The 24,850-nt window shown below is 51.0% G+C and carries 18 protein-coding genes and 1 riboswitch; of the genes, 13 read left to right on the plus strand and 5 right to left on the minus strand.

Annotation, left to right across the window (positions count from 1 at the left end; translation table 11 throughout):
* Positions 1 to 79 precede the first annotated feature (79 nt).
* The 7 genes from JJD41_RS01085 (at position 80) to JJD41_RS01110 (ending at position 8,722) form a co-directional block, all read left to right on the plus strand.
* Entirely contained in the window at positions 80 to 1,966 is a 1,887-nt protein-coding gene (locus JJD41_RS01085; RefSeq protein WP_200664340.1) for a hypothetical protein, read from the plus strand.
* 109 nt (positions 1,967 to 2,075) lie between these two features.
* The gene (locus JJD41_RS01090; RefSeq protein ID WP_200664341.1) at positions 2,076 to 3,107 is read left to right on the plus strand and encodes a cysteine hydrolase family protein; all 1,032 of its coding nucleotides are present in this window, start codon (positions 2,076 to 2,078) and stop codon (positions 3,105 to 3,107) included.
* 124 nt (positions 3,108 to 3,231) lie between these two features.
* Positions 3,232 to 4,020 (plus strand): hypothetical protein, encoded by a 789-nt coding sequence (locus tag JJD41_RS01095; protein WP_200664342.1) that lies wholly within the window; start codon positions 3,232 to 3,234, stop codon positions 4,018 to 4,020.
* Between the two features lie 111 nt (positions 4,021 to 4,131).
* Positions 4,132 to 4,254: a hypothetical protein gene (locus JJD41_RS25170; protein WP_255547199.1), complete on the plus strand. Its 123-nt coding sequence runs from the start codon at positions 4,132 to 4,134 to the stop codon at positions 4,252 to 4,254.
* A gap of 252 nt (positions 4,255 to 4,506) precedes the next feature.
* Positions 4,507 to 4,598, plus strand: a riboswitch (Glutamine riboswitch).
* Positions 4,599 to 4,630: 32 nt separating this feature from the next.
* Entirely contained in the window at positions 4,631 to 5,080 is a 450-nt protein-coding gene (gifA, locus tag JJD41_RS25585; protein ID WP_168568285.1) for a glutamine synthetase inactivation factor IF7A, read from the plus strand.
* 497 nt (positions 5,081 to 5,577) lie between these two features.
* Positions 5,578 to 5,736, plus strand: a complete 159-nt coding sequence (locus JJD41_RS01105; protein WP_200664343.1) for a hypothetical protein — start codon at positions 5,578 to 5,580, stop codon at positions 5,734 to 5,736.
* Between the two features lie 67 nt (positions 5,737 to 5,803).
* Positions 5,804 to 8,722: an ATP-binding protein gene (locus JJD41_RS01110; protein WP_200664344.1), complete on the plus strand. Its 2,919-nt coding sequence runs from the start codon at positions 5,804 to 5,806 to the stop codon at positions 8,720 to 8,722.
* A gap of 15 nt (positions 8,723 to 8,737) precedes the next feature.
* Here the strand turns inward: JJD41_RS01110 and JJD41_RS01115 are convergent, their stop codons facing one another.
* Positions 8,738 to 9,679 (minus strand): isoaspartyl peptidase/L-asparaginase, encoded by a 942-nt coding sequence (locus JJD41_RS01115; RefSeq protein WP_200664345.1) that lies wholly within the window; start codon positions 9,677 to 9,679, stop codon positions 8,738 to 8,740.
* Positions 9,680 to 9,921: 242 nt separating this feature from the next.
* Between JJD41_RS01115 and JJD41_RS01120 the strand changes: the two genes are divergently transcribed.
* The 5 genes from JJD41_RS01120 to JJD41_RS01140 all read left to right on the plus strand — a co-directional run bounded on the left by JJD41_RS01120 (position 9,922) and on the right by JJD41_RS01140 (position 17,143).
* Positions 9,922 to 10,682 (plus strand): IS5 family transposase gene (locus JJD41_RS01120; RefSeq protein ID WP_200664346.1). Its coding sequence is split into 2 segments (ribosomal slippage): positions 9,922 to 10,348 and positions 10,348 to 10,682, totalling 762 coding nucleotides; the frame shifts between segments, so codons are not numbered across the junction.
* A gap of 269 nt (positions 10,683 to 10,951) precedes the next feature.
* Positions 10,952 to 11,398: a helix-turn-helix domain-containing protein gene (locus JJD41_RS01125; RefSeq protein ID WP_200664347.1), complete on the plus strand. Its 447-nt coding sequence runs from the start codon at positions 10,952 to 10,954 to the stop codon at positions 11,396 to 11,398.
* Between the two features lie 677 nt (positions 11,399 to 12,075).
* Positions 12,076 to 14,553: a PAS domain S-box protein gene (locus tag JJD41_RS01130; protein ID WP_200664348.1), complete on the plus strand. Its 2,478-nt coding sequence runs from the start codon at positions 12,076 to 12,078 to the stop codon at positions 14,551 to 14,553.
* Positions 14,554 to 14,727: 174 nt separating this feature from the next.
* Complete coding sequence (locus JJD41_RS01135) at positions 14,728 to 16,101, plus strand: VWA domain-containing protein (protein ID WP_200664349.1); 1,374 nt, start codon at positions 14,728 to 14,730, stop codon at positions 16,099 to 16,101.
* A 73-nt stretch (positions 16,102 to 16,174) separates the two neighbouring features.
* Positions 16,175 to 17,143 carry an ARPP-1 family domain-containing protein gene (locus JJD41_RS01140; protein ID WP_200664350.1) on the plus strand — a complete coding sequence of 323 codons (969 nt, stop codon included), beginning with the start codon at positions 16,175 to 16,177 and terminating at the stop codon, positions 17,141 to 17,143.
* A gap of 730 nt (positions 17,144 to 17,873) precedes the next feature.
* Here the strand turns inward: JJD41_RS01140 and pyk are convergent.
* The 4 genes from pyk to JJD41_RS01160 form a co-directional block, all read right to left on the minus strand.
* Positions 17,874 to 19,295 (minus strand): pyruvate kinase, encoded by a 1,422-nt coding sequence (pyk, locus tag JJD41_RS01145; RefSeq protein WP_200664351.1) that lies wholly within the window; start codon positions 19,293 to 19,295, stop codon positions 17,874 to 17,876.
* 459 nt (positions 19,296 to 19,754) lie between these two features.
* Positions 19,755 to 20,462 (minus strand): hypothetical protein, encoded by a 708-nt coding sequence (locus JJD41_RS01150; RefSeq protein ID WP_200664352.1) that lies wholly within the window; start codon positions 20,460 to 20,462, stop codon positions 19,755 to 19,757.
* A gap of 29 nt (positions 20,463 to 20,491) precedes the next feature.
* Positions 20,492 to 20,962, minus strand: a complete 471-nt coding sequence (locus tag JJD41_RS01155; RefSeq protein ID WP_200664353.1) for a hypothetical protein — start codon at positions 20,960 to 20,962, stop codon at positions 20,492 to 20,494.
* 18 nt (positions 20,963 to 20,980) lie between these two features.
* Positions 20,981 to 22,423 (minus strand): MotA/TolQ/ExbB proton channel family protein, encoded by a 1,443-nt coding sequence (locus JJD41_RS01160; protein ID WP_200664354.1) that lies wholly within the window; start codon positions 22,421 to 22,423, stop codon positions 20,981 to 20,983.
* A 538-nt stretch (positions 22,424 to 22,961) separates the two neighbouring features.
* On the opposite strand from JJD41_RS01160, the gene JJD41_RS01165 reads away from it, so the two are divergent.
* The gene (locus tag JJD41_RS01165; protein WP_200664355.1) at positions 22,962 to 24,812 is read left to right on the plus strand and encodes a DUF3352 domain-containing protein; all 1,851 of its coding nucleotides are present in this window, start codon (positions 22,962 to 22,964) and stop codon (positions 24,810 to 24,812) included.
* Positions 24,813 to 24,850: the final 38 nt, after the last annotated feature.

The following is a 24,850-nucleotide window of genomic DNA, read 5'->3' on the forward strand; positions in this document are numbered from 1 at the left end:
TTCAAAGCTCGTTCCGTCTAATTCTTTCTGAAAATCTTTCCCGATTTACAGAGTCCCCACTCCCTTATCCCCAACATTTATGGACATCTACATCAATGGAAATAGAATTCATTTAACCCCAACTCAATCCATTGGGAAAGGGGGCGAAGCCGATATTTACGATATCGGTGGCGGAAAAGCGCTCAAACTGTTCAAACAGCCGGATCACCCCGATTATCAAGACTGGCCCGAACAACAACAAGCCGCCTTCGATCGCCTCGCCGAACATCAATATAAATTGCGTTTGTTTCCCAAAAATTTGCCGATTCGCGTCGTCCAACCCCAAGAATTTGCCATGAATGCGATCGGCGATACCATTTTGGGCTATACCATGCGACGTATCAAAGCAGCCGAAGTTTTAATGCGCTACAGCGATCGCGCCTTTCGTCAGTCGGGAATTTCTCATCAAAGCGTCGTTGAAATTTTCCAAGATTTACATCAAACCGTCAGCGACATTCATAAAGTTGGGGTAGTGATTGGAGATTTTAACGATTTAAACGTTCTCATTCGCCAGAATCGAGCGTATATTATCGATGCCGATTCTTTCGGAACTCAAACCTTTGCGTGTCGGGTATTTACCGCTCGCTTTCTCGATCCGCTTTTATGCGATCCCAACTATACTAAACCCGTTTTAAACGGATCGTATTCGCCATTATCCGACTGGTATGCTTTTTCAGTCATGTTAATGCAATGTTTATTATTCGTTCATCCTTTTGGAGGCGTTTATAAGCCCAAAGACACGAGCAAGCGCCTCCCGCAAGATGCGCGATCGCTGCACGGAATCAGCATTTTTCATCCAGAAGTTAAATATCCAAAACCTGCGATTCCTTATAAAGTTTTACCCGATGAATTACTAGATTATTTCTACAGTTGCTTTACGAGCGATCGCCGAGAACCGTTCGATCGCGCCCTCCTCGATCGCTTGCAATGGACGAAATGCACCGCGTGCGGACTCGACCACGCCCGCCCCACCTGTCCCGACTGCACCCCTTCGACCCCCGCCCCCGTCCCCACACCTGTCGTGACACAAGTCAGGGGAACCGTCAGTGCGGCGTCCGTATTTTTCACCGAAGGGGTCATTTTATTCGCCCTTGTCCAAGGCGATCGCCTGCGGTGGGTGTATTACGATCGCGGCGAGTTCAAACGGGAAGACGGAAACACGATTCTCGCCGGAGAACTCGATCCGGAAGTCCACTTTCGCATACGAAGTGAGATCACTTTAATTGGGAAATCGGGACACATGGTGACCTTAACCCCCGGCGAACCGCCCCAACGGGAGGCGATCGAAACCCGGGCGATCGCCTCCCAACAAGGAGAAGTCTTCGACGCCAACGAAACCTGTCGCTACTGGATTTACAACGGTCAACTGCTCCGCGACGGCGACCTCGGACCGGAATATATCGGCGACGTTTTAGCCGGACAAACCCAGTTTTGGGTCGGTGAAAGCTTCGGTTTCGGTTTCTATCGCGCGGGGGATCTCGATGTCGCGTTCGTGTTCGATACTCGAAGGAAAGGGATTTACGATCGCGTCACCTTACCGCGATCGCCCGGTCCGACGATCGATATGCATTGTATTTTCAGCCGCGATCGCTGCTGGGTATTTAGTATCACCGAATTGAACGGGGAAACGTGGCACCATTGCGCGATCGTGCGTCCCGACGGTTCCGTAGAAGCTACCGCACAAGTCCGACCCGACGGTAAATCGTGGCTGTCCGTCATCCGGGGTCATTGTGCGATCGATCCCTTCTTATTCGCCGCCACCGACGACGGAATCGTGCGCGTCGAAGTTCAAAACGGGCAAATTGTCACGACTAAGGAATTTCCCGATACCGAACCTTTTGTCAACAGCGAATCCCAATTATTCCCCGGACCCAAAGGACTTTACGTAGTCAACTCTCAAGAAATTTTGTTGTTATCCATGAGTTGAACCGTCGAATTTTTCTGCGGGTAAAAACTTCGCTAACCCCTTAGCAAACTTGCATCCGATCGACGCCAACCGATCGAGACTTAAAACAATTTATCCTCAATCCTCAACCATGACTCATCAACTCCCCATTCCCCCTCACTTCGATCGCCAAAAAGTCGGCGATGTCTGGCGCGTCCTCTATCAACAACGGGCCATGGATGCCAAACATTGGGCGCAACAATATAACCTCGAACCCGCCGCCAAAGATCGAACCCGAATTTGTTTGATGGCGATCGACGTTCAAAATACATTTTGCATTCCCAAATTTGAATTATTTGTCGGCGGTCGGAGTGGGACGGGTGCCGTCCAAGATAATATCCGACTTTGCGAATTTATCTATCGCAATTTGGGCATCATTACCGCGATCGCGCCGACCATGGACACCCACACCGCCATGCAAATTTTCCATCCCGTATTTTGGGTCAACGATGCTGGAGAAAATCCCGAACCGATGACCCAAATCTCGATGGAAAACGTCGAAAATGGCCTGTGGAAAGTGAATCCCGCGATCGCCTACAGCATCGCAGGCGGTAACTATATGGCCTTGCAAAATTACGCCCTGCACTATGTCAAAAAATTAAATCTCGATAGTAAATATCCCCTGACCATTTGGCCCTATCATTCCATGTTGGGGGGGATCGGTCACGCCCTCGTTTCCGCCTTAGAAGAAGCGATGTTTTTCCACAATATGGCGCGCAACAGTCAAACCCAATATGAAATTAAAGGCGGCAATCCCCTCACTGAAAATTACTCCGTGTTGCGTCCGGAAGTTCTCGAAGATTCTCAAGGTCGTCCCATCGCCCAAAAAAATACTCGCTTTATTCAAAAACTGCTCGACTACGATGCGGTGATTATTGCAGGTCAAGCAAAAAGTCATTGTGTTGCCTGGACTATTGACGATTTACTCACGGAAATTCAAGCCCAAGATCCGAAATTAGCCCAGAAAGTTTATCTTTTAGAAGATTGCACCTCACCCGTTGTCGTTCCCGGGGTGGTGGACTTCACAGACCAAGCCGATGCGGCGTTCGATCGCTTTTCTAAGGCAGGAATGCACCTGGTCAAATCCACCGAGGCGATCGATTCTTGGCCGGATTTATTATAAGTGTGTGAGGGGGAGAGGAAGTCGGGAATCGGGAAACAAAAGATATCTAACTTTTGCCCTCCTTCCTTGCACCGTTTGCCTTCTTCCCTCCCCCAACCTTCTAACTCCTCAACCCAACAAGATCATGAGCCAAACACCCGATCTCAATTCCTTATTCCAAAGCGCCCACGATGAGGGTTTGCTTTCCAATGCCTCCATGCAAGCGCTCAATGTGGTCGATATCGGCGCCCAAATTCAAGCGGGTTTGGGAATCGATGTCGATGACGTGATGGCGTCTGAGGTGGTGTTAGTCACCATCATGCCTGACGACTCGGGATCGATCGCCTACAACGGCAATACACAAGCGGTTTGCGACGGTCACAATGCAGTTATCGATGCTTTGATCGCCTCGAAACAGAAAGATAATATCCTCATTCACAATCGCTATCTTAACGGATTTTTATTGTATCCCTACTGTCCGCTCTCTCACGCCGTGCGGATGGACGATCGCAACTACCATCCGGATAAAGGCACGCCCCTATACGACCAAACGGTCGCGATCTTGGGAACGGTGCTCGCCAAATCCCAGGAGTTTGCCGATAATGGGGTTCCGGTGCGAACGGTGACGTTAATTATTTCCGACGGCGCCGATCTCCATTCCGTGCGGGCGCGGGCGAATACGGTGGAAGCTCTGGTTAAAGATATGCTGATGACGGAAAATCATATTATTGCCGCGATGGGGATTGACGACGGCAGCACGGATTTTCGGCAAGTTTTCCGCGAAATGGGGATTCGCGATCGCTGGATTCTGACGCCGGGAAATCAGGAAAGCGAAATTCGCAAGGCGTTCCAAGTGTTTTCCCAATCGGCGATTCAAGCGTCTCAAGGGGCGATCGGATTCAGCCAAACCTCGTTAGGGGGTTTTGGTGGTTAGGATTGCCAACAGCCCTTGACGCGAAGCGTAGACGGGGGATTTGGGGGGTTTTAGAATGGGAGGTGGAGTGCGATGCTCTTGGTTGTTTCGTTTTCGTGTTTTAGGAGTGATATGGATATCAAGTTAATTCTGCCGATTTTGAGCGTTGTCTTTACGATCGCCTGTTTGTTTTTCGGGACGAAAAACGGTTTTTACGACACGGACAAGTATCACGGTAACGGTTCGGCTCATTAATACCGAAGCGATCGCGAGCCTTCGTATTTTTTAACATTTTTTGAACAGATACTCGTCACGGGTGTCTGTTTTTTACTTTTGGGTCGGGCGATCGCCCTGAAATCAAGCCATAGAGAACCATCCAACCGTTCGTATGCTGTCGCTCCGTTTGTCGCCCTCGGGGGGCGATCGTCGCAAGAAATCCCTGCCCGAGTGCATATCGATACTTGACATCCCCAGAAAAAACTGTAAAAATGGCTACAGACAAGAAAAATCGTTCATCTTTCTTAAACGTCTTGAGAGTTAAGCTTCAAAAAGAGGTTTAGGGAAGACGGAAGTAGGGAGTTATCCCGAAGGAACGCGCCTGACTTCATTGAAACGAAAGGAGTTCAAGCGCATGAAACTGACTTATCGCGGTGTTAGCTACGAATACACCCCCCCAACCATTGAAACCACCGAAGGCGAACTCGCCGGGAAATACCGAGGATTGGATTGGCGCTTCTGCAACCTCAAGAAAGCGCCCGTCCAGCAACCGACCGTCGAGTTAATGTATCGCGGCGTCGCCTATGGCAGCGCCGAGCAAGCGCCGACGGTTCCCGTCCGCCAACCGATCGCCGTTCCCTCCGTGGCGCCTGCGGGATCTGCGAGTCTGTTTGAAGATAAAGCACGCTCGTTGATGATGAGTAACTGCCGCGCCATTAAAAAGCGCCAACAGTCGATGTTGAGCCGTTTGGCGAGTGAAGTGGGCCTGGCGGGTGACGTTTCCGGTTATTGGAATCGCATTCAAGGGAAAGTGCATCCCACCTTCCGCTTATCCTACGATCGCTCCCGCGCGGCGATGAGCTAAACCGTCATGACAACAGAGTGGCTCGTCATCTCTGTTAATCATCTCTGTTAATTAAAAAACGCCTCTCCGGGGGCGTTTTTTTGTGCTTTTTTAGGTGCGGATTGCCTGTCAACTTATCAATTAGATTAGAAACATTAACATCGATCGCTCGTAAGGTAAAAGGCAACGATCGCGCCGTTTGAGGAGATTTAAATCTGAAAAAATAGGGACGATCGCCACCGGGGAAACCCCAACTCTAGAATGGATCGAAGGCGAACTCAACTGGGGGGGAAGCGATCGCCTTAACTCGGATAACCCATAGAAATCAACGACGAATGTCAAGCCTGTTCTGAAAAAGCCCCTTCAAAGATTTAAAAGAGAATCAATCTATAAAAGTTTTTTTTACGCTCGAAAATTGTTACAAATGTAACATTAACAAAATCGTCAGCACAACAAGATCGATTGAGGGGGTGCATCACTGAGATCCACAAACAAATAAAAAAGTTCTCGAACCAGTCATGAATCATCGGCAACACCCCAAAAAACAAGCTATTCCCCCGGTACTCGCCCAAAAATCGCCATTTTTCTCAAGAGCTGGAGGAAAACACCACACGACGATCGGCGATCGCCGCACGCGGGCTGAGAACTATTGGAATTTAGAATTCGACGGACATTAGAACCGAGATTCCTGTAAGGAAGAACATTCGAGGTGACATCCTCCTGACCGGAAACAAGAATTTGAACATGGAAACCAAGAGATTGCCATCACTACAGCTTAAACGGAGCTTGAGTTCTTTAGAAACCTGGGGATTTGGATTGAGCGGACTGTTACTGTGGCTCGGTCCGGCTCCCGCCATGCACGCAGCATTAGGCGATCGCGCGATCTTCGTCTGGCTCCCTGGGGCAATCGTCGGTTTTTTACTCAACCTGCAAGTCAAGGGTCTGGGAACCCACTGGCCCGAGATGTCCGGCGGCACCCCCAATTACGCCGCGAGACTGTTGGCGAACTATCCCCTCATCGCGCGCTACGGGGCGATCGGATATTGGCTCGGATGGGTCTCCGTTCCCCCGATGAACGCGATCATCCTCACGGATTTAGTCAAAGCCAACTTAGATCCCGTCGGCATTTACACCCCAGAAACCGTATTAAGAATAGGATTTACCGCGATCGCCTACATCGTTGCCTTCAGTGGAATCCGTACCTTAGCTATCTTGCACCTCTGTTTCGTGATTCCGGCGATCGGCTTGTTATTGGCCTTTTCCGTGCAAGGGATCGGCTGGCTGAGCTTCGGACCGCTCACCCCCGGACTGATGCCCCATGACTGGTCCGGATTCGATCCGGTGGAATGGTGTAAGTGGTTTTTCCTCGCCGTTTATGCCGTTTACGGCTGCGAAACCGCCTCGTCCTTCGTCGCCGACAGTCGCCGCCCCCAGAGTACCCTCAAAGCCTTATCCTTTGCCGCGATCCTCCTCCCCGTCGTTTACATCGGGGGTTCGTGGGTGTTGATGCGCTTGGCCACCGCGCCGGGATTGGGAGAGAATACCTTTTTACATCTCGTAGCCGCAGGGAAGCCCTTTTGGGGGTCGGCTACCTCGACCCTGGTTACCTTTCTCCTATCTGCCGGATGTTTGCTCAGTTCGGCGACCGCCGTTTCCAACTCGCCGCGCGTCTTGTACCAGTTAGCGCGCGACGGCTATCTCTCCCCCGTGTTCGGGGTCGTGTCACCTCGGGGGGTTCTCGGTCCGGGGTTGCTCTTTACCTTTTTGCTCAGCCTCATTTGTCTGGTGTGGGGCGATGTCTCTCACGTAGTGATGGTGACCGGGACGGGCTATCTCTCCTCGATGATGGCAGTACATTTGAGCTTGTGGCTCAACCGCGATCGCCCCGAAGCCAAATGGCCCCGTCTGTCCCTGATGTTCCTGATCGTCGAAACGACCGTGATGGTCGTCGGCGGTTTGGCGTGGGGATGGAATTACTGGGTGATGGGACTGTTACTCGCGCCGACAATTTTAGTCGTAGATCGTTGGATGCGCCGCAGTCGCTTGCGGATCTTCCAACCACAATGGTGGATGGAGCGCTACCGCCAACGCCATCGGGAACTGGTGCTGGATTTTGCCGTTTTGCAAGTGGGGGTCGTGCTGCTGTTAGTCTGTGGGGCGCTGACCGTCGGTTGGTTGGTGCGCATGGAAATTGACAACAGCAGTTTTCAGGTCGGCAGCGATCTGTACGTATTGTTGTTGTTGAGCGGTGCTTTTGTAGGGGTGGCGATCGCCTGCTGGACGAGTTTGCCCCAGGTCAGCTCGATTGTCGAAGCGCGCGAAGCGGCAGAGCATTTATTTGTCGTGGCCCTCGACGCGATCGTCATTCTCGACGAAAATGGGGCGATCGTGCGGGTCAATCCGGCAGGTTCTGACTTACTCGGCTTGTCGTCGGAGAGACTCGAAGGAATGGCGATCGCCCAATTCCTGCCCGGACTGAGCGGTTCTCCCGAAGAGTGGCCGACTCGGTGCGAACAGATGCTCGCCGACGAAAACCTCCTGGCGCCATCGCACCCGGATGGAGGCGATCGCCGCGTTCCGCGCACCGTCGAAGTCTCGATTTCCGCGCGATCGAATTGGGATACCCGCGAATATATCGTCATCCTGCGCGAGGTCACCGAACGCAAGCAAGCGGAAGTTGAATTACAACTCGCCTTCAAGCGCCAAGAAGAACTCGCCGCCACCGCCACCCAACAAGCGCGCGAACTCGAACGAGCCCTCGCCGAACTCAAACAAACCCAAGCGCAGTTAATTCAAACCGAAAAAATGTCGAGTTTGGGACAACTCGTGGCGGGGGTCGCCCACGAAATCAACAACCCGGTCAATTTCATTTACGGCAATTTGACCCATACCAACGACTACGCCAACGATTTACTCACCTTAATCCGTCTGTACCAGCAACGTTATTCCCGAGGCGATCGCGAAATCGACGAATTCACCGAGCAGATCGACTTGGAATTTTTAGTCGAGGATTTGCCCAAAACCCTCGCCTCGATGAAGCTCGGAGCCGAACGCATCCGCCAAATTGTCTTGACTTTGCGCAATTTCTCGCGCCTCGACGAAGCCGAGATGAAAGCGGTCAAGATTCACGAAGGCATTGACAGCACTTTATTGATTTTGCAAAATCGTTTGAAAGCGAAGCTGCAACGTCCCGGGATTCAAGTGGTGGAGCGCTATGCAAACTTGCCCCCGGTCGAATGTTTTGCCAGCCAACTCAATCAAGTGTTTATGAATATTTTGGGCAACGCGATCGATGCCCTCCACGATCGCTCCCGCGCCTTAGCCGTGACCGGAGACCTGGACGAACAATGGACGCCGACGATTTGGATTAGCACGGAAGCGATTTCGTCCCAATGGATCCGGATCTCGATTGAAGACAACGGACCGGGTATCCCGGAAAAGATCCAAAACCGTTTATTCGAGCCATTTTTTACGACCAAAGGCATCGGCGAGGGAACGGGGTTGGGCTTGTCGATTTGCTATCAGATCGTGGTCGAAAAACATGGGGGTCGCTTGCAGTGTTATTCTCAGCCGGGACAAGGTTGTCAGTTCGTCATTGAAATCCCGGTGGAACAACACTACAATCCCCGAACGCCTCAAAGGTTGACTGAGGTCAGATCGTGAGAACGAGACATCGATCTAGCACGATTCGATTAAGTTAGCGTTACCCATTTCTAAGGTGTCTCCCAGGCGATCGCCATTGTGGTAAGCGGCGAGCAAGACATCGCAGGTTTTGCCCCAGGCGATCGCCCCGTTCGCATCGATCCCGATCGCCCCTAAATCCCGTCCGTTGCGTTGGGCTTCCGCAAAGGAGCGCTCGAACGCCGTCGCGATGCCCAAGCCGTCGGTCACCCGGATGACAATGCGCGCCGCCAAACATTCATCGATAATATCTTCCCCAATTCCCGTACAACTGACCCCCGCTTTCCCGGTGGCGTAATTGCCCGCAGGCATCGCCGAATCGCTCACCCGTCCGATGCGCTCGAATCCTTTGCCTCCCGTGGAGGTTCCCGCCGCCAAGCGCCCCTCGCCGTCTAACGCAACGACTCCGATCGTTCCCCGTCCGGCAGACTCGGACTCGGCGACCACATTCGCCATCGATCGCGAAAAATTATCTTTACGCTCTTCGATCCATTCTTGCAAGCGGCGATCGGTCAGGGGATCGAACGGAGGCAGTTGCAATTCCCTTAACAGTTCCGCCGCACCGTAATCGGACAATACGCGATCGGGACAAGTTTGTAAAAACCGAGCCAGATCGATCGGATTTTTCACCCGCGCCACGTTGATCGTGCCGCTAAATGACTGTTTCTCGCCGTCCATTAAAGCCGCACTCATGCGAATTTGTCCGTCGGACTGCAACACCGAACCCGTCCCCGCATTGAAAAGCGGATCGTCTTCGAGTAATTGACAACCACGCACGACCGCATCGACCGCACTCGCCCCTTCACCCAACAAGCGATAGACTTCTTCAACAATTTTAGAAAGCGATTCTCTCACCGCCCGGGCGCCGCCTTTCCCTTGCAGCGAACTCCCCGCCCCTCCATGAATAATGAGTTTGGGTTGAATGTCGTCAGTTGTCATCGCGTCCACCTTTTGCCCCGATCGTGATTGTTTTTGCAGTTTTTTATTCTACGCCACGGCGCGATCGTGCAGGTTGAGGCAAACGGCAAAAGGGGAAAGGGAAAAAATGCAAATTCCCAACGGCCCACGGCCCGAATCTAAAATCTAAAAATCTAGGGTCTGTCATCAATTAAGAAAATTGACAAAAATAGTGAAATGTGTGTAGCCTGCTACCCGTTCACTCAAGATAGCTCAAAACCGGGATGAAACGGCGTTACGCTTTACGAGACGACCAATGGCAACGCATTGAACACCTGCTTCCGGGTCGTCCGGGTACAGTTGGGGTCACAGCTAAAGATAACCGTTTATTCGTCGAAGCCGTGTTGTATCGCTTTCGAGCAGGGATTCCTTGGCGAGATCTTCCCGAACGCTTTGGGGATTTTCGAGTCGTCCACACACGCTTCACTCGCTGGTCAAAAACTGGGGTGTGGGAGCGCGTTTTCCAAGTCCTCTGCGAGGAAGCCGATAACGAATATGCTGCCATCGATTCCACCATTGTGCGAGCGCATCAGCACAGTGCTGGAGCATCAGGGAGTTCAGCCGAAGAGGAAAATATCGGTCGTAGCCGAGGCGGGTTGAGTACGAAAATTCATGCGGTGGTGGATGCTTTGGGGAATCCCATATCTTTTTTTTAACTCCCGGTCAGGCCAGTGATCTAGTCGGTGCCGAGCGGTTGCTACCATCAGTGGAAGTCCAGGCACTGCTAGCGGATAAAGCTTACGATGCCGACGAACGAGTCAGACAACCGTTGCACGAGCGAGGGATTGAAGTCGTCATTCCCTCGAAAAAGAATCGAAAACAAGCCCACGATTACGATCGATTCTTGTATCAAACCCGACATCTGGTGGAAAACTTCTTTGCCAAGCTCAAACAGTATCGAGGGATTGCCACTCGTTATGACAAGCGCTCGGTGAACTTCCTGGGTGGCATTTACCTGGCTGCATCCGTGATTTGGCTGGCTTAAATGTCCGCAGGCGCTTTCCTCCACATTTGGTCACTTTTGTCAACCTACATAATTGATGACACGCCCTAAATCCCCCTCGCCAGGTAGGGGTTTGGTTACCAAACCCCTACTTTCCTCGTTGCTCCCGAAATCCCCCCAACCCCCCTTTGAAAGGGGGGCGAAGGGGGGATAGGGGGGATCGGCACTGTACCTCATCAGATCGCCAAATCCTGTAGATAACATCTAAATAGCATAAAATCTAATTAGATGGATTCTGGTTTTCAGTGGCAATGCCAGCAAAAAACTTTTTGACTGCCGAACAGAAAAAAGCGCTACGGACGGCCATTCGCGAAAACAGTTGCCCGCGCTTGCGCGAACACGCTTTAATTTTACTGCTACAAAACGACGGCAAAACCTATGAAGAAATCGCCGAATTCTTAGGCTGTTCTTACCGAACGGTGGCCTATTGGTGCGTCCACGGCGATCCGGATAACATCGAGAGCCTCAGAGACCGCAGAGAGCGGGGAAACTACCGTAAAGCCGACGACAATTATATTCAAACCTTATTAGACTTAGTCAACACCCCTCCCGAGAGCTTGGGATATGACTGTCAGTATTGGACCAGTCAACGTCTCGCGACTCATTTATCTAAAAAAACGGGAATAGAGTTAAGCGGGACGCAAATTCTCCGTATTTTACGCAAGCATAAGATCCGCCTGCCGATGAGTCGAGTTTAGCGATCGCCCCCCGGGATGCAAACAGATTGCGATTGCAAACTAAATGTGAAACCAATTCACCGATCGCGGGAAGACTCCAACCTCGACCTCAAGATCGACCCGCTTGAGTCCCGATCTAACTCGACGACAGCTTGCATGGCATCCGCAAGATCGCTGAAACAAATTAAGCCATTTGGCTGATGCCCTTTATTGGCCGTTTTAGCCACAATGATATTGCGATCACCCTGAATTTGTTCGACACCCTGAGTGTGACATGCCCCCCAGCCCTAGGGGGGTTTTTTATTTTTGGACTATTTTTAAATACGCGCTCCGAGAGCGAGTGACGACCGCTAGCAATACCGCCCGCGATGCCAGAGTCCGCGCCCCACATCCGGACCGGCGATCGCGCCCCTTGAGACCCGAGGATCGTCACCGTCTCTCCTCGCGGTCGGTCGGGAGGGTTCCCGAGGCGATCGTGCGACAAAAGCTGTCATCCTGTCAAAATAGCTAAAGACAGGCGATCGAGTGTCAGTACCCCGCACCCCAGTGACGGGGCTTGATGCCTCACCTTCTAGTTAGCTGACCAGCCTAAATCTTGACTGACTACGTTATTTCTTCAGAGATGCAAGAGACACGAGAGCGTTTCCCCCGGGCGCCTCGATCGTCTCCCTGCTTTGCACTTCAATTCCAGCTTTACTATGGCCAAAATTTTAATCGTCGATGACGATCTCACCGTTCAACTCGTGTTACGCGACTTACTCGAAAGCGAAGGACATCAAGTTTCGGTCGCCCTCAACGGACAAGAAGGCTTGCAGCGTGCCCGAGCAGAACATCCGGATCTGATGATTTGCGACTGGATGATGCCCGTCCTCGACGGTTTGCAAGTCTGTCGCCAAGTGAAAGCGGACCCGCAACTGGCGACGATGTTTTTCATCCTGCTCACCGCTCGTGAAGAAGTAGACGATCGCGTCAAAGGCTTAGATACCGGAGCGGACGATTTTCTCTCCAAACCCGTCGAAGCTGAAGAACTCTTGGCTCGCGTGCGCGCCGCTTTGCGCTTGCATCACCTCACCCGAGAGTTGAGTCAAGCCAACCAGCAACTGGCCACCTTAGTTGAAGTGCAACGTCGCTTGCTGGCGTTTCAAGGCGATCGCCCGGCGCGCGACTTGGAGCGATCGCCCTATCCAGAAGTCCTCGAACCCTTGGGAAAAGCTGCAGGCGCCACCCGAGTATATTTATTCCAGATCCCCTCGCCCTCCACTGGGGACGTTCGCCTAGGGAGTCGGGCGGAGAATTGCCCCCCCTTAGAAGATCGCGCCGTCTGTCTCGCCGATTGGTCCGCCAGCGAGACCGATGCCCCCGAGGCAAGCAGTTCGAGAATCTGCGATCGCCAGTGGCGCGATCGCCTGATCCAATTCCCCGCTCGCTGGCTACACCACCTGACGCACGGCGAAACCGTCGCCGGAATCAGCAGCGATTTTTCCCACGCCGAACGCCACATGTTAGAAGCGGCGGGGGTGCGTTCGATTTTAATATTGCCCTTAATCGTCAACGGTGAATTTTTCGGTTTTATCGGGTTCGACAACGCCCGCGAAGCCCGCCCCTGGTCCGAGTCGGAAGTCTCCCTCTTAAAAGCGGCGGCGGCAGCAATTTCCCTGCATCAAGAACGGATCGGGGCCGAAGCGGCGTTACGCAAAAGCGAGGCGCGTTATCGGGCGATCGTCGAAGATCAAACCGAACTGATCTGTCGCTTCGCCCCGAACGGGCGCCTCACCTTCGTCAACGATGCCTACTGCCGCTATTTCAACGTCGAACGGGAACAACTGATGGATGGCTCTTTAGTTCCCCTCATCCCCCACGAACCCCTCGATGTCGGCGAAACCCCCGTGGTCAGTCGGGAACATCGGATCGTGATGCCCGACGGCACGATTCGCACCCAACAGTGGACCGAACGGGCAATTTTTGACGAACGAGGTCGCTTGAGCGAGTTTCAAGCCGTCGGACGGGATATTACCGAACGCAAGCAAGCAGAAGCGGCGTTGCGATCGAGTGAGGAACGCTTTCGCCAGTTGGCGGAAAATATCGAGGCGGTCTTTTGGATCGGCGATCGCCACGGTCGAGAACTTCTCTACGTCAGTCCCGCTTACGAACAGATTTGGGGATTGACCTGCCAAGACCTCTACCGCAATCCTGCCGCCCGGTTTGAAGCGGTCCACCCGGAAGACCGCGATCGCCTCTGGGCGGCTCTCCATCGCCTCGATTGCCTCGATTTGGAATATCGCATCGTCCGACCGGACGGGTCGATTCGCTGGATTCGCGATCGCGGCTTCCCGATTCGCGACGAGTCCGGCGAAATCTACCGCGTCGCCGGAATTGCCGAAGATATTACCGAACGCAAACACGCCGAAGAACAATTACGACAGGCGATCGCCAAAGAACGCGAAGTCATGGAACTCAAAACCCGTTTTATCTCGATGGTCTCCCACGAGTTCCGCACCCCCCTGACGACCATCCTCTCCTCTGCCGATTTACTCGAATTCTATATCGAAGAATCTGCCGTCGATCGCCTCGAAAAGAAACGACAAGCCCTCAATCGCATCCAAAATTCCGCCGTCAACATGACTCAATTGCTCGAAGATGTCTTATTCATCGGGCGCAGCGAAGCCAACGGCATCAGTTTTCAACCGCAATCCCTCGACCTTGAGAAATTTTGTCAGAATTTGATCGAAGAACTGCACTTGGTCAATACCCAAGATCGCAAGATTAAATTTTTCCAAAACGATCGCCGCCTCGGGCCCGATTCCCCCCCACCGCGTCTCGACTCCAAACTCTTACGCCAAATCCTCAGTAATTTACTCTCCAATGCCCTCAAATATTCCCCCCCGGGCGGTCGAGTTAACTTTACCGTCGATTATTACGATCGCCAGATCGCTTTCACGGTCAAAGATTCCGGCATCGGCATCAAATCGGAAGACTTACCGCGCCTGTTCGAGTTATTCCATCGCTGTAGCAACGTCGGCGATATACCCGGCACCGGATTGGGATTGGCGATCGTCAAGCGCAGCGTCGATTTACACGGCGGCGAAATTACCGTCGATACACAAGTGGGCCTCGGCACCACTTTTAAAGTGACTTTACCCTTATCTACCCCGCCTTCCGTTCCTCCACAAGAGTAGACTTGACATTAATGTAATATGCATGTAGTATGCATATTACGCAGGGATAGCTCTCCTGTTTTTAGAGAAGCTGCACGACCTTAGTGCAGCCTTCTATTTTTTAGAAATCGGGCTTTTAGACCTCAAATATCTAAAATTCCAATTTTAAAATACCCATCAAGAGGAGGTCGGCAGATGGAGCGAAACCCATACACCCTCGCGACCGTGTTCAACCACCTGCGATCGCACGCGGAAGCTTTCGTCCTGCGCGACAACGGACAACCCCCCGAGTGGAGCGACGAAGCACTGCATCGCACGCTCTACGAGCGCCAAAGCGAGCTGTACGCCCTGTTAGCCCTAGCCGGAGGGGTCCAAACCGTCCAGCGCGAGCGCGTCTTATTCCAACTGCTGCGCGCCTCTCGTGTCGGTCTCGACGACAACGTGCGACAAACCCTCGATCGCGTCACCCGGATCCTCCTAGAAACCCTCGGTGCCGATCGCGTCCTGCGCGTATTTCTCGCCCTGCGACGGGAACGGGCCAACCACAAACACGCCCGTAAAGCGATCTTGCGCTACATCCTCAACCATCCGCAGTTTGAAGACCTCCTCGGCAGTCGCCGTCCGGCAGTTGCGGACAGTCTCGAACACGCGATCGGCAAAAATGTCGCCCGGGCTTGTGCCAAATGGCTCGCCGAGGGCGAACGGAGCCGTCAAACCTACGTGCGGCGCAACCTGCTGCGTTTTGCCCGCGACCCGGCGCGCGTCGGGAGCCTGTTTCCGGCCCTCTATCGCGGGGGCGTGCGATCGCTCGCCACGGGAGCGTACCAGCAGACCCACCGAGATCGCGCCGAACAACTCGATCGCGAACCGGAACGCCCGAAAACCGTGACCGCCACCAATCGCGGCGATATCGCCGCCACCTTGGTTCACCTGTATCGCGGCGGCAGTTCTCCGGAACTGGAACGGGCGGTGGAGGCTTACGTCGAAGCCGCCGCCCGTCCCCTACCGTACTTCGAGGGCAAGGTCGCCGTGGTCCTCGATGCGTCCGCCTCCACCCGGGGCTATGGCGAGCGGGAATATTGCGCGATCGCCCAGTCCGTGGCTTTCCAACGGGTGTTACAACGCCGTTGCGATCGCCTGGCAGTCTTTCCCGTCGGCGGTTCCGGTACGTTACCCCAGCCCCAAGGGCCGAGCGATTTGGCAATGGCGACGATCGCCGCGATCGAAAGTCAACCGGATCTGGTGGCGATCGTCTCCGACGGCTACGAGAACACCTATCCCGGCGATTTAGCCCGAGTTACGGCCACGTTTACGCAATTGGGCATTCAAAACCCCGTGGTGTTTTGCCATAGCAAATTCAGTCCTAACGACGATTTGAGTTTGCGCCGCAACGCGCCCAATTTACCCCAATTTGAGTTTTGGCATCAAGAAGACTTTGAAGGGGTGTTAGTTGCGCTCTTCAGCTTTGTTGAAGGCGAAAAAGGCGAGCGAACGATTCACCAGTTCTTATTGAAAAAACTGGAAATTGTCGAACAATGGCTCGACCGACAACTCGAAAAAGTGGCTTGACGCTCACTTGGGGCGATCGGGCGATCGCCCCTTCACCACCCAACATTTTTTAAGATATTGAGGGGGTCAACCTATGGATTGTCAACAATTAGTTCCCCAAACTTTCGACCTGTCCCGCTACCAATTTGGCGCGCCCCAAGTCTCCGGTCGCCTGAGTGTCGTTCCTATTTTTGGAGGCGATCGTCCGGGACAATTTACCAGTCCTTTAAGCGGTTTAAAATTAAATCGGGTCGCCGGATACGGCAGTGTCGAACTGTCCAATCCCAGCCGCGAAGGCGTGGCGATCGTCCCGTTGCATATCGGTTACGTTCAAGACCAAGCGCAAAACCACGCTTTGTGTCGGTCCGCCTTTATTGCTGCCGGACAAAAACTGATGTTTGAGGATGCGTGCTGCGTTCAAGAATCCCAAGGCGGATATTTAGAAGGTCGCGAACAGTGGTTCTTTATTTTACCCCTGCAATTGCGATCTCCCGCCCTGGAGGTTCGCCACCAAGCCTCTTATAGCAAATTGTGGGGTAAAATTTCCGAACTCAATCGCGATTTTGGCTTGAGCGATCGCGGTCACCTCGAACAAATTATTACCCGCAAACGGGGCTTTTTAACCCAATATCAAAGCCGTTTGGAATACTTGAACGGTCAAACCGGGGCGTTATTCTTTCTCGATGACAAACTCGCCGGGATTGAAATTGCACCCACGGCGGCTTATTTCCAAGAACTGTGGATGCCGTTAGTTTGTTTTTGCTATGGCGTCGCCGCTTTTAAGGACGAAGCAGTTCGCAAACCGATTGCCGAACCGTTCCCCGTTAAAAGCCTCGGCGAACTGCGCGAAAGCCTGCAAGCCAGTCGCCAGCAGTTGCAACAAACCGTGCAGGAAAATTTAGCCAAAACGCCGCAACAAACCTTTGAAGTTCGAGAAGAAGAACGCTTTCTCAATCTGCGTTTAAAAACGGCGATCGGCGACCAGTTTGCCGGACAATTTGTCGAAGCTGATGACGAACTCATCTATGCTTCTCTCTTCGCCAAACCGGAGTATCTCAATTAGAGATATGCGATGCAATGAAGCGAAGAAAACCGTAGGGGCAAAAAAATACCCCTACAGATGGCGCAATTTTTCTATCAAAATATGGAAAATAACGCCATTTGATTTAACTCATTAAAACCGATTTATGCTTCTCAAGCGGTCATCTAGACCGCTTTTTTTACCTCACCCATTCCACCCAAAAAATGGAGCTTTTTAGCAAAATTTAGCTCCCAACCCTTGACATCTTCCCAGGATCGTACTACACTGTATTACATAAGGAACTGAGTTAGGTGCGGCGTTACACACCAACCTGATTCCAAGTTAGGAAAAACTGTAGTTAACAGTCTCGGAACGCCGTTATGCTGACCGCCTGTCCTTATTTCAATCCTTCCTTCCCGACGACATCCACTCAACTTTCCTTTTTGGGTCTCTTCCTTTATAACTGAAGAGAACGTTACAAAAGCCAAAATATGGCAGGAACTGTGTAAGGTTGAATTACCGCACTGGATTGCACTTGTGGAGCATTTCCCTAAGTTTGGGGGTTCGATTCCCTCCCTCGGCTCTTTTTCTTTTGTCTACAATGCTCGCCGAGGAACAAAGTAGTTAATAACGCTTACCACCTGTCCTGCCATTTTTAATCATATCAGAGCGCGATCGCCCGAACTGTAGCGATCGCGCTTTGTCTATTGCGCTTTGTTTATCGCAACCGTCACGCTCTTATTTGAATTCTCAAATTAAGGAAAAAATAGAGCTAAATTGCATAACTTTCGCCGATGCGATGGACTTTAATCAAATTCGTCACCCCAGTAATTGGAAGAGGTAATCCAGCAATAATCACCACCAAATCCCCTCGTTCGACAAAGCGGCGTTTGACCACCGCTTGTTCGACCTGCAAAATCATTTCATCGGTATTGGTGACTTCTTCTAAACAAATCGATTGCAATCCCCAATAGAGAGCCAAACGACGTTCTACAAAAGCATCGGTCGTCACTCCAATGGCCGGAATCATCGGTCTATATTTCGAGAGCAAACGTCCGGTAAATCCGCTTTCAGTAAAACAAATAATGGCCTTAGCTTTGAGATTTTCCGCCAAGCGACACGCCGCATACACCACGGAATTACCGATTCCTTCATCTTCAAAGCCGTTGAGATATTGATGGGAAGCAGTCAGGCGAGCTTCCGTGGTTTCTGCAATTCGCGCCATCGTTCGCACCGCTTCTACCGGATAGTTTCCCACCGCAGTTTCTCCCGAGAGCATCAGCGCATCCGTACCATCTAAAATCGCGTTGGCGATATCAGAAACTTCCGCGCGAGTCGGACGGGGATTGTGAATCATCGACTCTAGCATTTGGGTCGCGGTAATCGCGGGTTTGAGATGCATTCGACAGCTTTGCAAAATTGTTTTTTGCAGCATCGGTACGCGGTCTAAGGGAATTTCGACCCCCAAATCGCCGCGCGCCACCATGACTGCATCCGCCGTCATCACTATTTGTTCTAAATCTTCTATCGCTTCGTGACGTTCGATTTTAGCGACGACATGGGCCTGTTTATCTTTGCGTCTGACGGCGCCTTTGACTTCCTTGAGATCGGACGCTTCGCGCACAAAAGAAAGCGCCACGTAATCGACATCTTCACTCAAGCCAAAATCGAGGTCTTTAATATCTTTGTCCGTGAGTGCTGGCGTCGAAATTGAAGAGTGACGCAAGTTAATCCCTTTGTGACTTTTGAGCGCTCCTCCATGCACGACGGTGCCGTAAATTTCGTTATTCAAAACGCGATCCGCTTGAATGCAAATTAAGCCGTCATCGATCAGGATCGTATCGCCTTCGTTGATATCGCCGGACAATCCTTTATAAGTAGAGCTAAATTTTTGAGCATTTCCTACCACGTTTTGCATAGTAATGGTAGTTTTTTGACCCGCTTCGAGGACGGTTCCTTCTTCCATATCGCCAACCCGAATTTTGGGACCTTGTAAGTCTTGAAGGATGGCGATCGGTTTGTCGAGTTCGAGAGAGATTTGGCGTAAGGTTTCGATGTTTTTTTGATGGGTGCTATGGTCGCCATGAGAAAAGTTCAACCGCGCCACATCCATTCCTGCTTCTACCATTGCTTTAATGGTTTCGTAGTCGGAACTCGCAGGACCGAGAGTGCAGATGATTTTAGTTTTACGCATAAGGGTTAAGTTGAGGTGAACGAAAGCATTTTCTCAATGACAATAATAATCAATGAGATTGGTTGCTATTTTAAAGTTGAAAAGCAACAGGCGATCGCTCCCCCCTGAATCGATCGCTCGATCTCAAAATTCTAGTGTATGACAAGTCAATCCGGATGGCTGTTGGCTGGACTACACGGGATTTATTTTAAAAGGTTTGCGATCGCAAATTTCATAAAAAGTCGGAACTTTCGGAAAAGAATAAAGATCGACCTCAGAAAACTACTCAATTATTTAGAAAACATTAATTACGATCGCTTTTTCCGGATTAGAGAAATGCTCGATGTCGCGAGTTACGCAATTGCTCGATTCCCGTTCCACAGAAATGACAAATTGATTGAGTGCATTTTATGACGATCAAAAATAATATAATAATTTATGCCAATAATTTATGCGTTTGAAGCGTCTATCCCACCCAAATTACTGAACTCCGATCGCCCGTCCTCCGGAACCAAAAACGATAATACTATCGGGTTCTAGGGGTTCCCAACCAACATCAAATCCGTCGTTCCAGGCTTGTTTTCTGGCTGCACGAAAGGCTTCAAAACTATCCGGTCTGACAATAAATGCTAGATAATCCGTTTTCGGATCGAACTGTTTTAAGGTTTGTTTAAATCGAGAATCTGGCGATCGCAGTTCTTGAGGGGTTTCACCTGAAAACTCAGGTTTTGGTAAATAAATGAGTCCGTTAGGATTGAGTTTAATTCGGACTTCATAGGCGGGAGTTTCAGCCGAAAACTGCTCCACTCTTGCAGTTTTTGCATTCAAACAACGACGATATTCTTCAATTAAATCCAAATAATAAGGGACGATCGCCGGATCGACGGCTGGAGGAACGTAAGGTTCGTAGCATTGGGGTAAAGATTGGAAAAATTGATTAATTTCTCGTTCGGCTTCTTGTTTATCAATAAAATAAATTCGATTATTTCTAAATTCAAAAAAATGGGCGTTTTTACGAGTTTCCGAAACAATCGGCGTCCGCACGATCGTCCCGGATTCTACGGCAACAATACTAATAAATAAGCCGACAAACATTAAGACACCGACGGTGTTAGTAAGGATATCTAAAAAGGAATCTAAGTTTTGTCCGGGGATCCCAGATTGTCGAATTCGGCGTCTTCTTCTCATCTCAATCTCTCAATTTACAATCTCTCAATTTATAATCTCTCAATTTCATCTTCAATTTTTAAGCGCCATCCTTCATCGAGGGGTTCGTAACCGATATCAATTCCCCGACGTTCGATCGCCTCCCTAACTCGTTTAAAAACTTCAATTCCTTGGGGACGCATGGTGACGATTAAATATTGGCGATCGCGGTTTTTCTCGACTTCATCGAGTAATTGGACTAACGCCGAATCGGGACGGTCAATTTCAGCTAAGGGAACGAAGGTTTGATGGGGGTAAATAATAACCCCATCTTGCTGACATTCAATATATCGCGGGGTTTTACTCTCATTGGTTCCGGTTTCTCCCCGCGCAATAATGGTCACTTCCCGTTCGTTGCCTAAAATTTGTGTAGACACGACAATAATTAATAAAATTAAAGTTCCGATCGTGCAGGCGAGAACAGATAAAAAGGGAAACAGTTCGATTTGGATCGATCGCCGGGTAAAGCGACGCCTGTACATAAAATACCTCCTAAAATACTACTCGATGCTATCTTCACTTTCAACTAAAGTGATACGACGGGGTTTGTTCAATTGTTTTAACAGGGGTTTAAGTTCGGCTAAATGTTCTCTAATTTCTGCTAAAACTGCTTCTATGTGACCGTCTCTGGCAATCGATCGCAGATTTTTATCTAATCGTTCTTGTAATTCTAAAATTTGAGCAATATTGGTTTTTGACTTTTCCAAAAGTGCGATGCGACTGTCGAGAGATTTAGACGCATGTTCGAGACGATCGCCGATTTTCTCGGCTTGTTGAATTAAGTTTTGCGCGATCGCCCGATTTCCTGCTTCCATTTCTTCGGAAACTTTGCGATAAGTGCCATTAATTTCCGCAATTAAATCGGCGATCGCCTGTCGATAATTTTCTTCATTTTCAGAAAAACTAAGCTCAAATGCTTCTCGTTCTTCCAAGGTTTTTTCTTGTAAGCGATCCAGTCTTTCTATGAGTCTCTCGTGCTGAGTTTGTACGGTGTTGAGTTGAGCGATAAATGTCTGCGATAAAACTTCGGCGGCGCGTTCTGCATAGGTTCTTGCCGGATCGATGAGAGCTTCTGGACTGGGTAAATGACGGGCGATCGCCGCATCGATGACTTGAGTTAACTGTTCGTTTTCTAAAGGCGTTCCACTGTCTTTAAAACGAGGTAGAAGGCGATCGTTTAAATAGATATCCATCGCCAATAATAACCGAGATTCAAAGCGTTCGACTAAAACCAAAGGAATCATCACGAGAACGCTTAAAAATAAAGCAACTAACGTGGTGTCGAAAGCGACGGCAAGACCACTAGTTACCGTGCCAATCCCTTCTTTAATTTGGTCGATTTCTCCGGCTTCTTCTAAAAAGCCAGAAAACCCAGTAACCGCTTGACTGATCCCGATCACCGTACCGATAAATCCTAATAAAGGAATCGCCCATACTAAAATTCTAGGAAGGGAATAAGATGACTCCGAGGCGCTTAAGTAAAAAGACGAATCATCGAGGGCGAGTTCGGCGGCGGCTTTACGATTTCCAGAATGAATATAAGCGGCGATCGCGCGAGCGCAACGGCGGGCGATCGCGCTACCATCGGCGAGTAATCTTTCCTGCAAGCGAAATAATAGAGGGGATTGAGGATCGTGCCAGTCTAAATCGACAGCAACCCAGTTTTCACGAAGGGCAAAAAACTCCCGTTGCAGTTTGACAAATTTTAAAACAGTAAAGGATAAAACAATTCCGGCAAAGAAAACGACGGCAACTTGAGTAAAACCGCGATCGTAAAGTAACGTCCCGAGATACGTTTGTCGGCGTTCGAGAAAAATGGCGTAAATTACCCCAGTCAATCCGGCAGCAAGCGTTAACACGAGGGGGATAGAGACTTCTAATTCTTGACGGGGACTGTGGGACATTTGTAGGAAGTGTCGATCGGACAAACGGTTTTTATTCATGAGTATTTTTTAAAAGGAATTTGACTGAAAAATAAAACAGCTTGACAGCCAGAGAAACCGCAAGATTTGACGGGTCGATCGCGACCTGAACGTTCTTAATTTTAGGGGAGTAATAGCACAGAAGTTCGAGGCGATCGCCGACTCCGCGCTGAACCCATACAACCTTCAAGGATAATAAGTGCGATCGCCACAGGCTAAATCTTCTTAATTTTAGCGATCGCCCGCGCTCCTCATACGGATCGCTTCAAAATCTAGCGAAAAATACACACATTTCTCGTCACTCCCCTAATTTCTACCAATCTAGAGTCTGGAGTGAGCGATCGCCCCGGCTGGATGGCGCCCCCAAAATAGGAATAAATTCGGGGCAGGCGTGCGGACGAGGAACTGCTAAATTGATGTCGGGTATCCTGACCTAGGGTATTTTCGATCCGGCATCGGAAAGCGGCTAAGGCGGCCCCCTCAGCCACAAACCGTTCGGTCTGCGGTACGACGAAGACCTGCTAAATTAACATTGCACTGCCGAGGCTGTGTGAACTTCATGTCTGAAAGTAAATCTGAATCTAAACCCGAGAATCAAACCCCTCAAAAAATACCTCTAGCGGTTGCCGTAGCGGGAGTTGGGTTGTTGGTCGGTGGCGGCGTGGCGGCGTTGTGGTTTCTGTGGAAACAACAACCGTCGGCCCGACTGCCTTCGGGAACCACCTTAGTTCCTAACGAAGCCTTGATGAGTATTTCTCTGTCTACGGATCCTCGGCAGTGGGAGAAACTCAGACAGTTCGGGACGCCGGAAAGTCAAGCCTGGTTTGACGAACAACTGTTGACCCTGCGCGATCGCCTCTTAAGCGACAACGGCTATAACTACCAAGAAGATATCGAACCGTGGGTGGGTAAAGAAATCACGATCGCCTTTTTACCGCCGATTCCGGTAGAGGTCTCCGAGAGTGAAGGCGAGGGAGAGACCGCCAATTCCGACGGCGACGGCGAACCGGAACAAAACGGCGAGGAGAATACCGAAAGTCCCTCCCTGACTGGCATTCCTCGGGGGAATGAATCGATCGTGTTACTCTTACCGATCGCCAATGCATCCCGGGCCCAACAAGTTTTAGAAAACGCGCCGACGCCGCAAAGTGGCGCCTGGACCACTCGGGAATATAAAGGGGTCGAGATTAAAGAAAATCCCGGTACCGACAGCGATCTGTATGCAGTCACCGTGCTCGACGGCAAATTTTTAGCGGTCGCCAACAGTCGCTACGGGATCGATCGCACCGTCGATACGTACAAAGGGGCGCTTTCCCTGGCGGATTTGCCGAACGCGGGTAAAATTTGGCAAAAACTGGAAGGCGATCGTGCCTTTGCCCGTGTTTTCGTTAATATCCCCGTCGCTTCGGCGGTGGCTTCGCTCAACCGTCAAAATTCCAGGATCGATGAAATTGCGAAACTACAACCCAATCAGGGGTTTGCGGCGACGGCGACGATCGAGAATGACGGGATTGCCTTCGACAGTGCGATGTGGCGCCGACCGAACAGCGAGAGAACCTACAGCGTCGAGAATAAGGCTAAAATGATGGCCGATCGCCTGCCTGCGGCCATGTCGATCGCGATCGTCGGCAGTAACTTACAAGGGTTGTGGAACGATTACGTCGCCGAAATCGACGTGAACCCGATCGCGGTGATTAACCCGCAGTGGTTGCAAACGGCGATTAAAACCACGACGAACCTCGATTTAGAACAAGATTTACTCAGTTGGATGGCGGGAGAATTTGCCCTCGCCATCATTCCCCCCGCCGAAGACAATCAGTCTGCATTTCCCGCAAGCGTCGTCCTGATGGTGCAAGCGAGTGACGTCAGAGTGGGGGAAGAAACCCTGGCCCAACTCGACGAACGAATGCAAGACGAGTATCAATTTAAACTGAGTCGAGAAACGATCGGCGATCGCGAACTGGTGACCTGGCAATCGCCCCAAGGTTCGCTGACCGTAACGCGGGGTTGGTTGGATGGCAATGTCGCCTTTTTAACTGTAGGCGCTCCTGCGGTCGATCGCATCGTTCCCAAACCCGAAACCTCGTTAAGGACAAACACGTTATTTCAAACCACGGTTCCGGCGCAACCGACCCCCAGCAACGGTTACGTTTTTATCGATGTCGAAAATTTGCTCGCACTCAACGCGCCTGAGTTGCGCCTACCGACCCAACAAGGGGCATTCCTCGATGCAATTCGCGCGATCGGTCTGAGAATGGCGGTGGAGAACGATCGCACCCTCCGCCATCACCTGTTTGTCCGTTTAAAACAAGCCGGAGAAGCCCTCCCCCTACCCCCCGCACAACCCGATCGCCCGCCGTCTTCCGAATCCGGTTCGCCAACGACGCCGACCCCGGAAAATAATAATTGAGCTTCCAGGGATGACGCTGAAACGGCGATCGCGCTCAT

The sequence above is a fragment of the Oxynema mangrovii CENA135 genome (genome assembly GCF_016632315.1).
GTDB classification, from domain to species: domain Bacteria; phylum Cyanobacteriota; class Cyanobacteriia; order Cyanobacteriales; family Laspinemataceae; genus Oxynema; species Oxynema aestuarii.

Coding starts and splice junctions, on each gene's coding strand:
- JJD41_RS01085 (WP_200664340.1), top strand. CDS start 80: ATGGACATCTACATCAATGGAAATAGAATTCATTTAACCCCAACTCAA.
- JJD41_RS01090 (WP_200664341.1), top strand. CDS start 2,076: ATGACTCATCAACTCCCCATTCCCCCTCACTTCGATCGCCAAAAAGTC.
- JJD41_RS01095 (WP_200664342.1), top strand. CDS start 3,232: ATGAGCCAAACACCCGATCTCAATTCCTTATTCCAAAGCGCCCACGAT.
- JJD41_RS25170 (WP_255547199.1), top strand. CDS start 4,132: ATGGATATCAAGTTAATTCTGCCGATTTTGAGCGTTGTCTTTACGATC.
- gifA (WP_168568285.1), top strand. CDS start 4,631: ATGAAACTGACTTATCGCGGTGTTAGCTACGAATACACCCCCCCAACC.
- JJD41_RS01105 (WP_200664343.1), top strand. CDS start 5,578: ATGAATCATCGGCAACACCCCAAAAAACAAGCTATTCCCCCGGTACTC.
- JJD41_RS01110 (WP_200664344.1), top strand. CDS start 5,804: ATGGAAACCAAGAGATTGCCATCACTACAGCTTAAACGGAGCTTGAGT.
- JJD41_RS01115 (WP_200664345.1), bottom strand. CDS start 9,679: ATGACAACTGACGACATTCAACCCAAACTCATTATTCATGGAGGGGCG.
- JJD41_RS01125 (WP_200664347.1), top strand. CDS start 10,952: ATGCCAGCAAAAAACTTTTTGACTGCCGAACAGAAAAAAGCGCTACGG.
- JJD41_RS01130 (WP_200664348.1), top strand. CDS start 12,076: ATGGCCAAAATTTTAATCGTCGATGACGATCTCACCGTTCAACTCGTG.
- JJD41_RS01135 (WP_200664349.1), top strand. CDS start 14,728: ATGGAGCGAAACCCATACACCCTCGCGACCGTGTTCAACCACCTGCGA.
- JJD41_RS01140 (WP_200664350.1), top strand. CDS start 16,175: ATGGATTGTCAACAATTAGTTCCCCAAACTTTCGACCTGTCCCGCTAC.
- pyk (WP_200664351.1), bottom strand. CDS start 19,295: ATGCGTAAAACTAAAATCATCTGCACTCTCGGTCCTGCGAGTTCCGAC.
- JJD41_RS01150 (WP_200664352.1), bottom strand. CDS start 20,462: ATGAGAAGAAGACGCCGAATTCGACAATCTGGGATCCCCGGACAAAAC.
- JJD41_RS01155 (WP_200664353.1), bottom strand. CDS start 20,962: ATGTACAGGCGTCGCTTTACCCGGCGATCGATCCAAATCGAACTGTTT.
- JJD41_RS01160 (WP_200664354.1), bottom strand. CDS start 22,423: ATGAATAAAAACCGTTTGTCCGATCGACACTTCCTACAAATGTCCCAC.
- JJD41_RS01165 (WP_200664355.1), top strand. CDS start 22,962: ATGTCTGAAAGTAAATCTGAATCTAAACCCGAGAATCAAACCCCTCAA.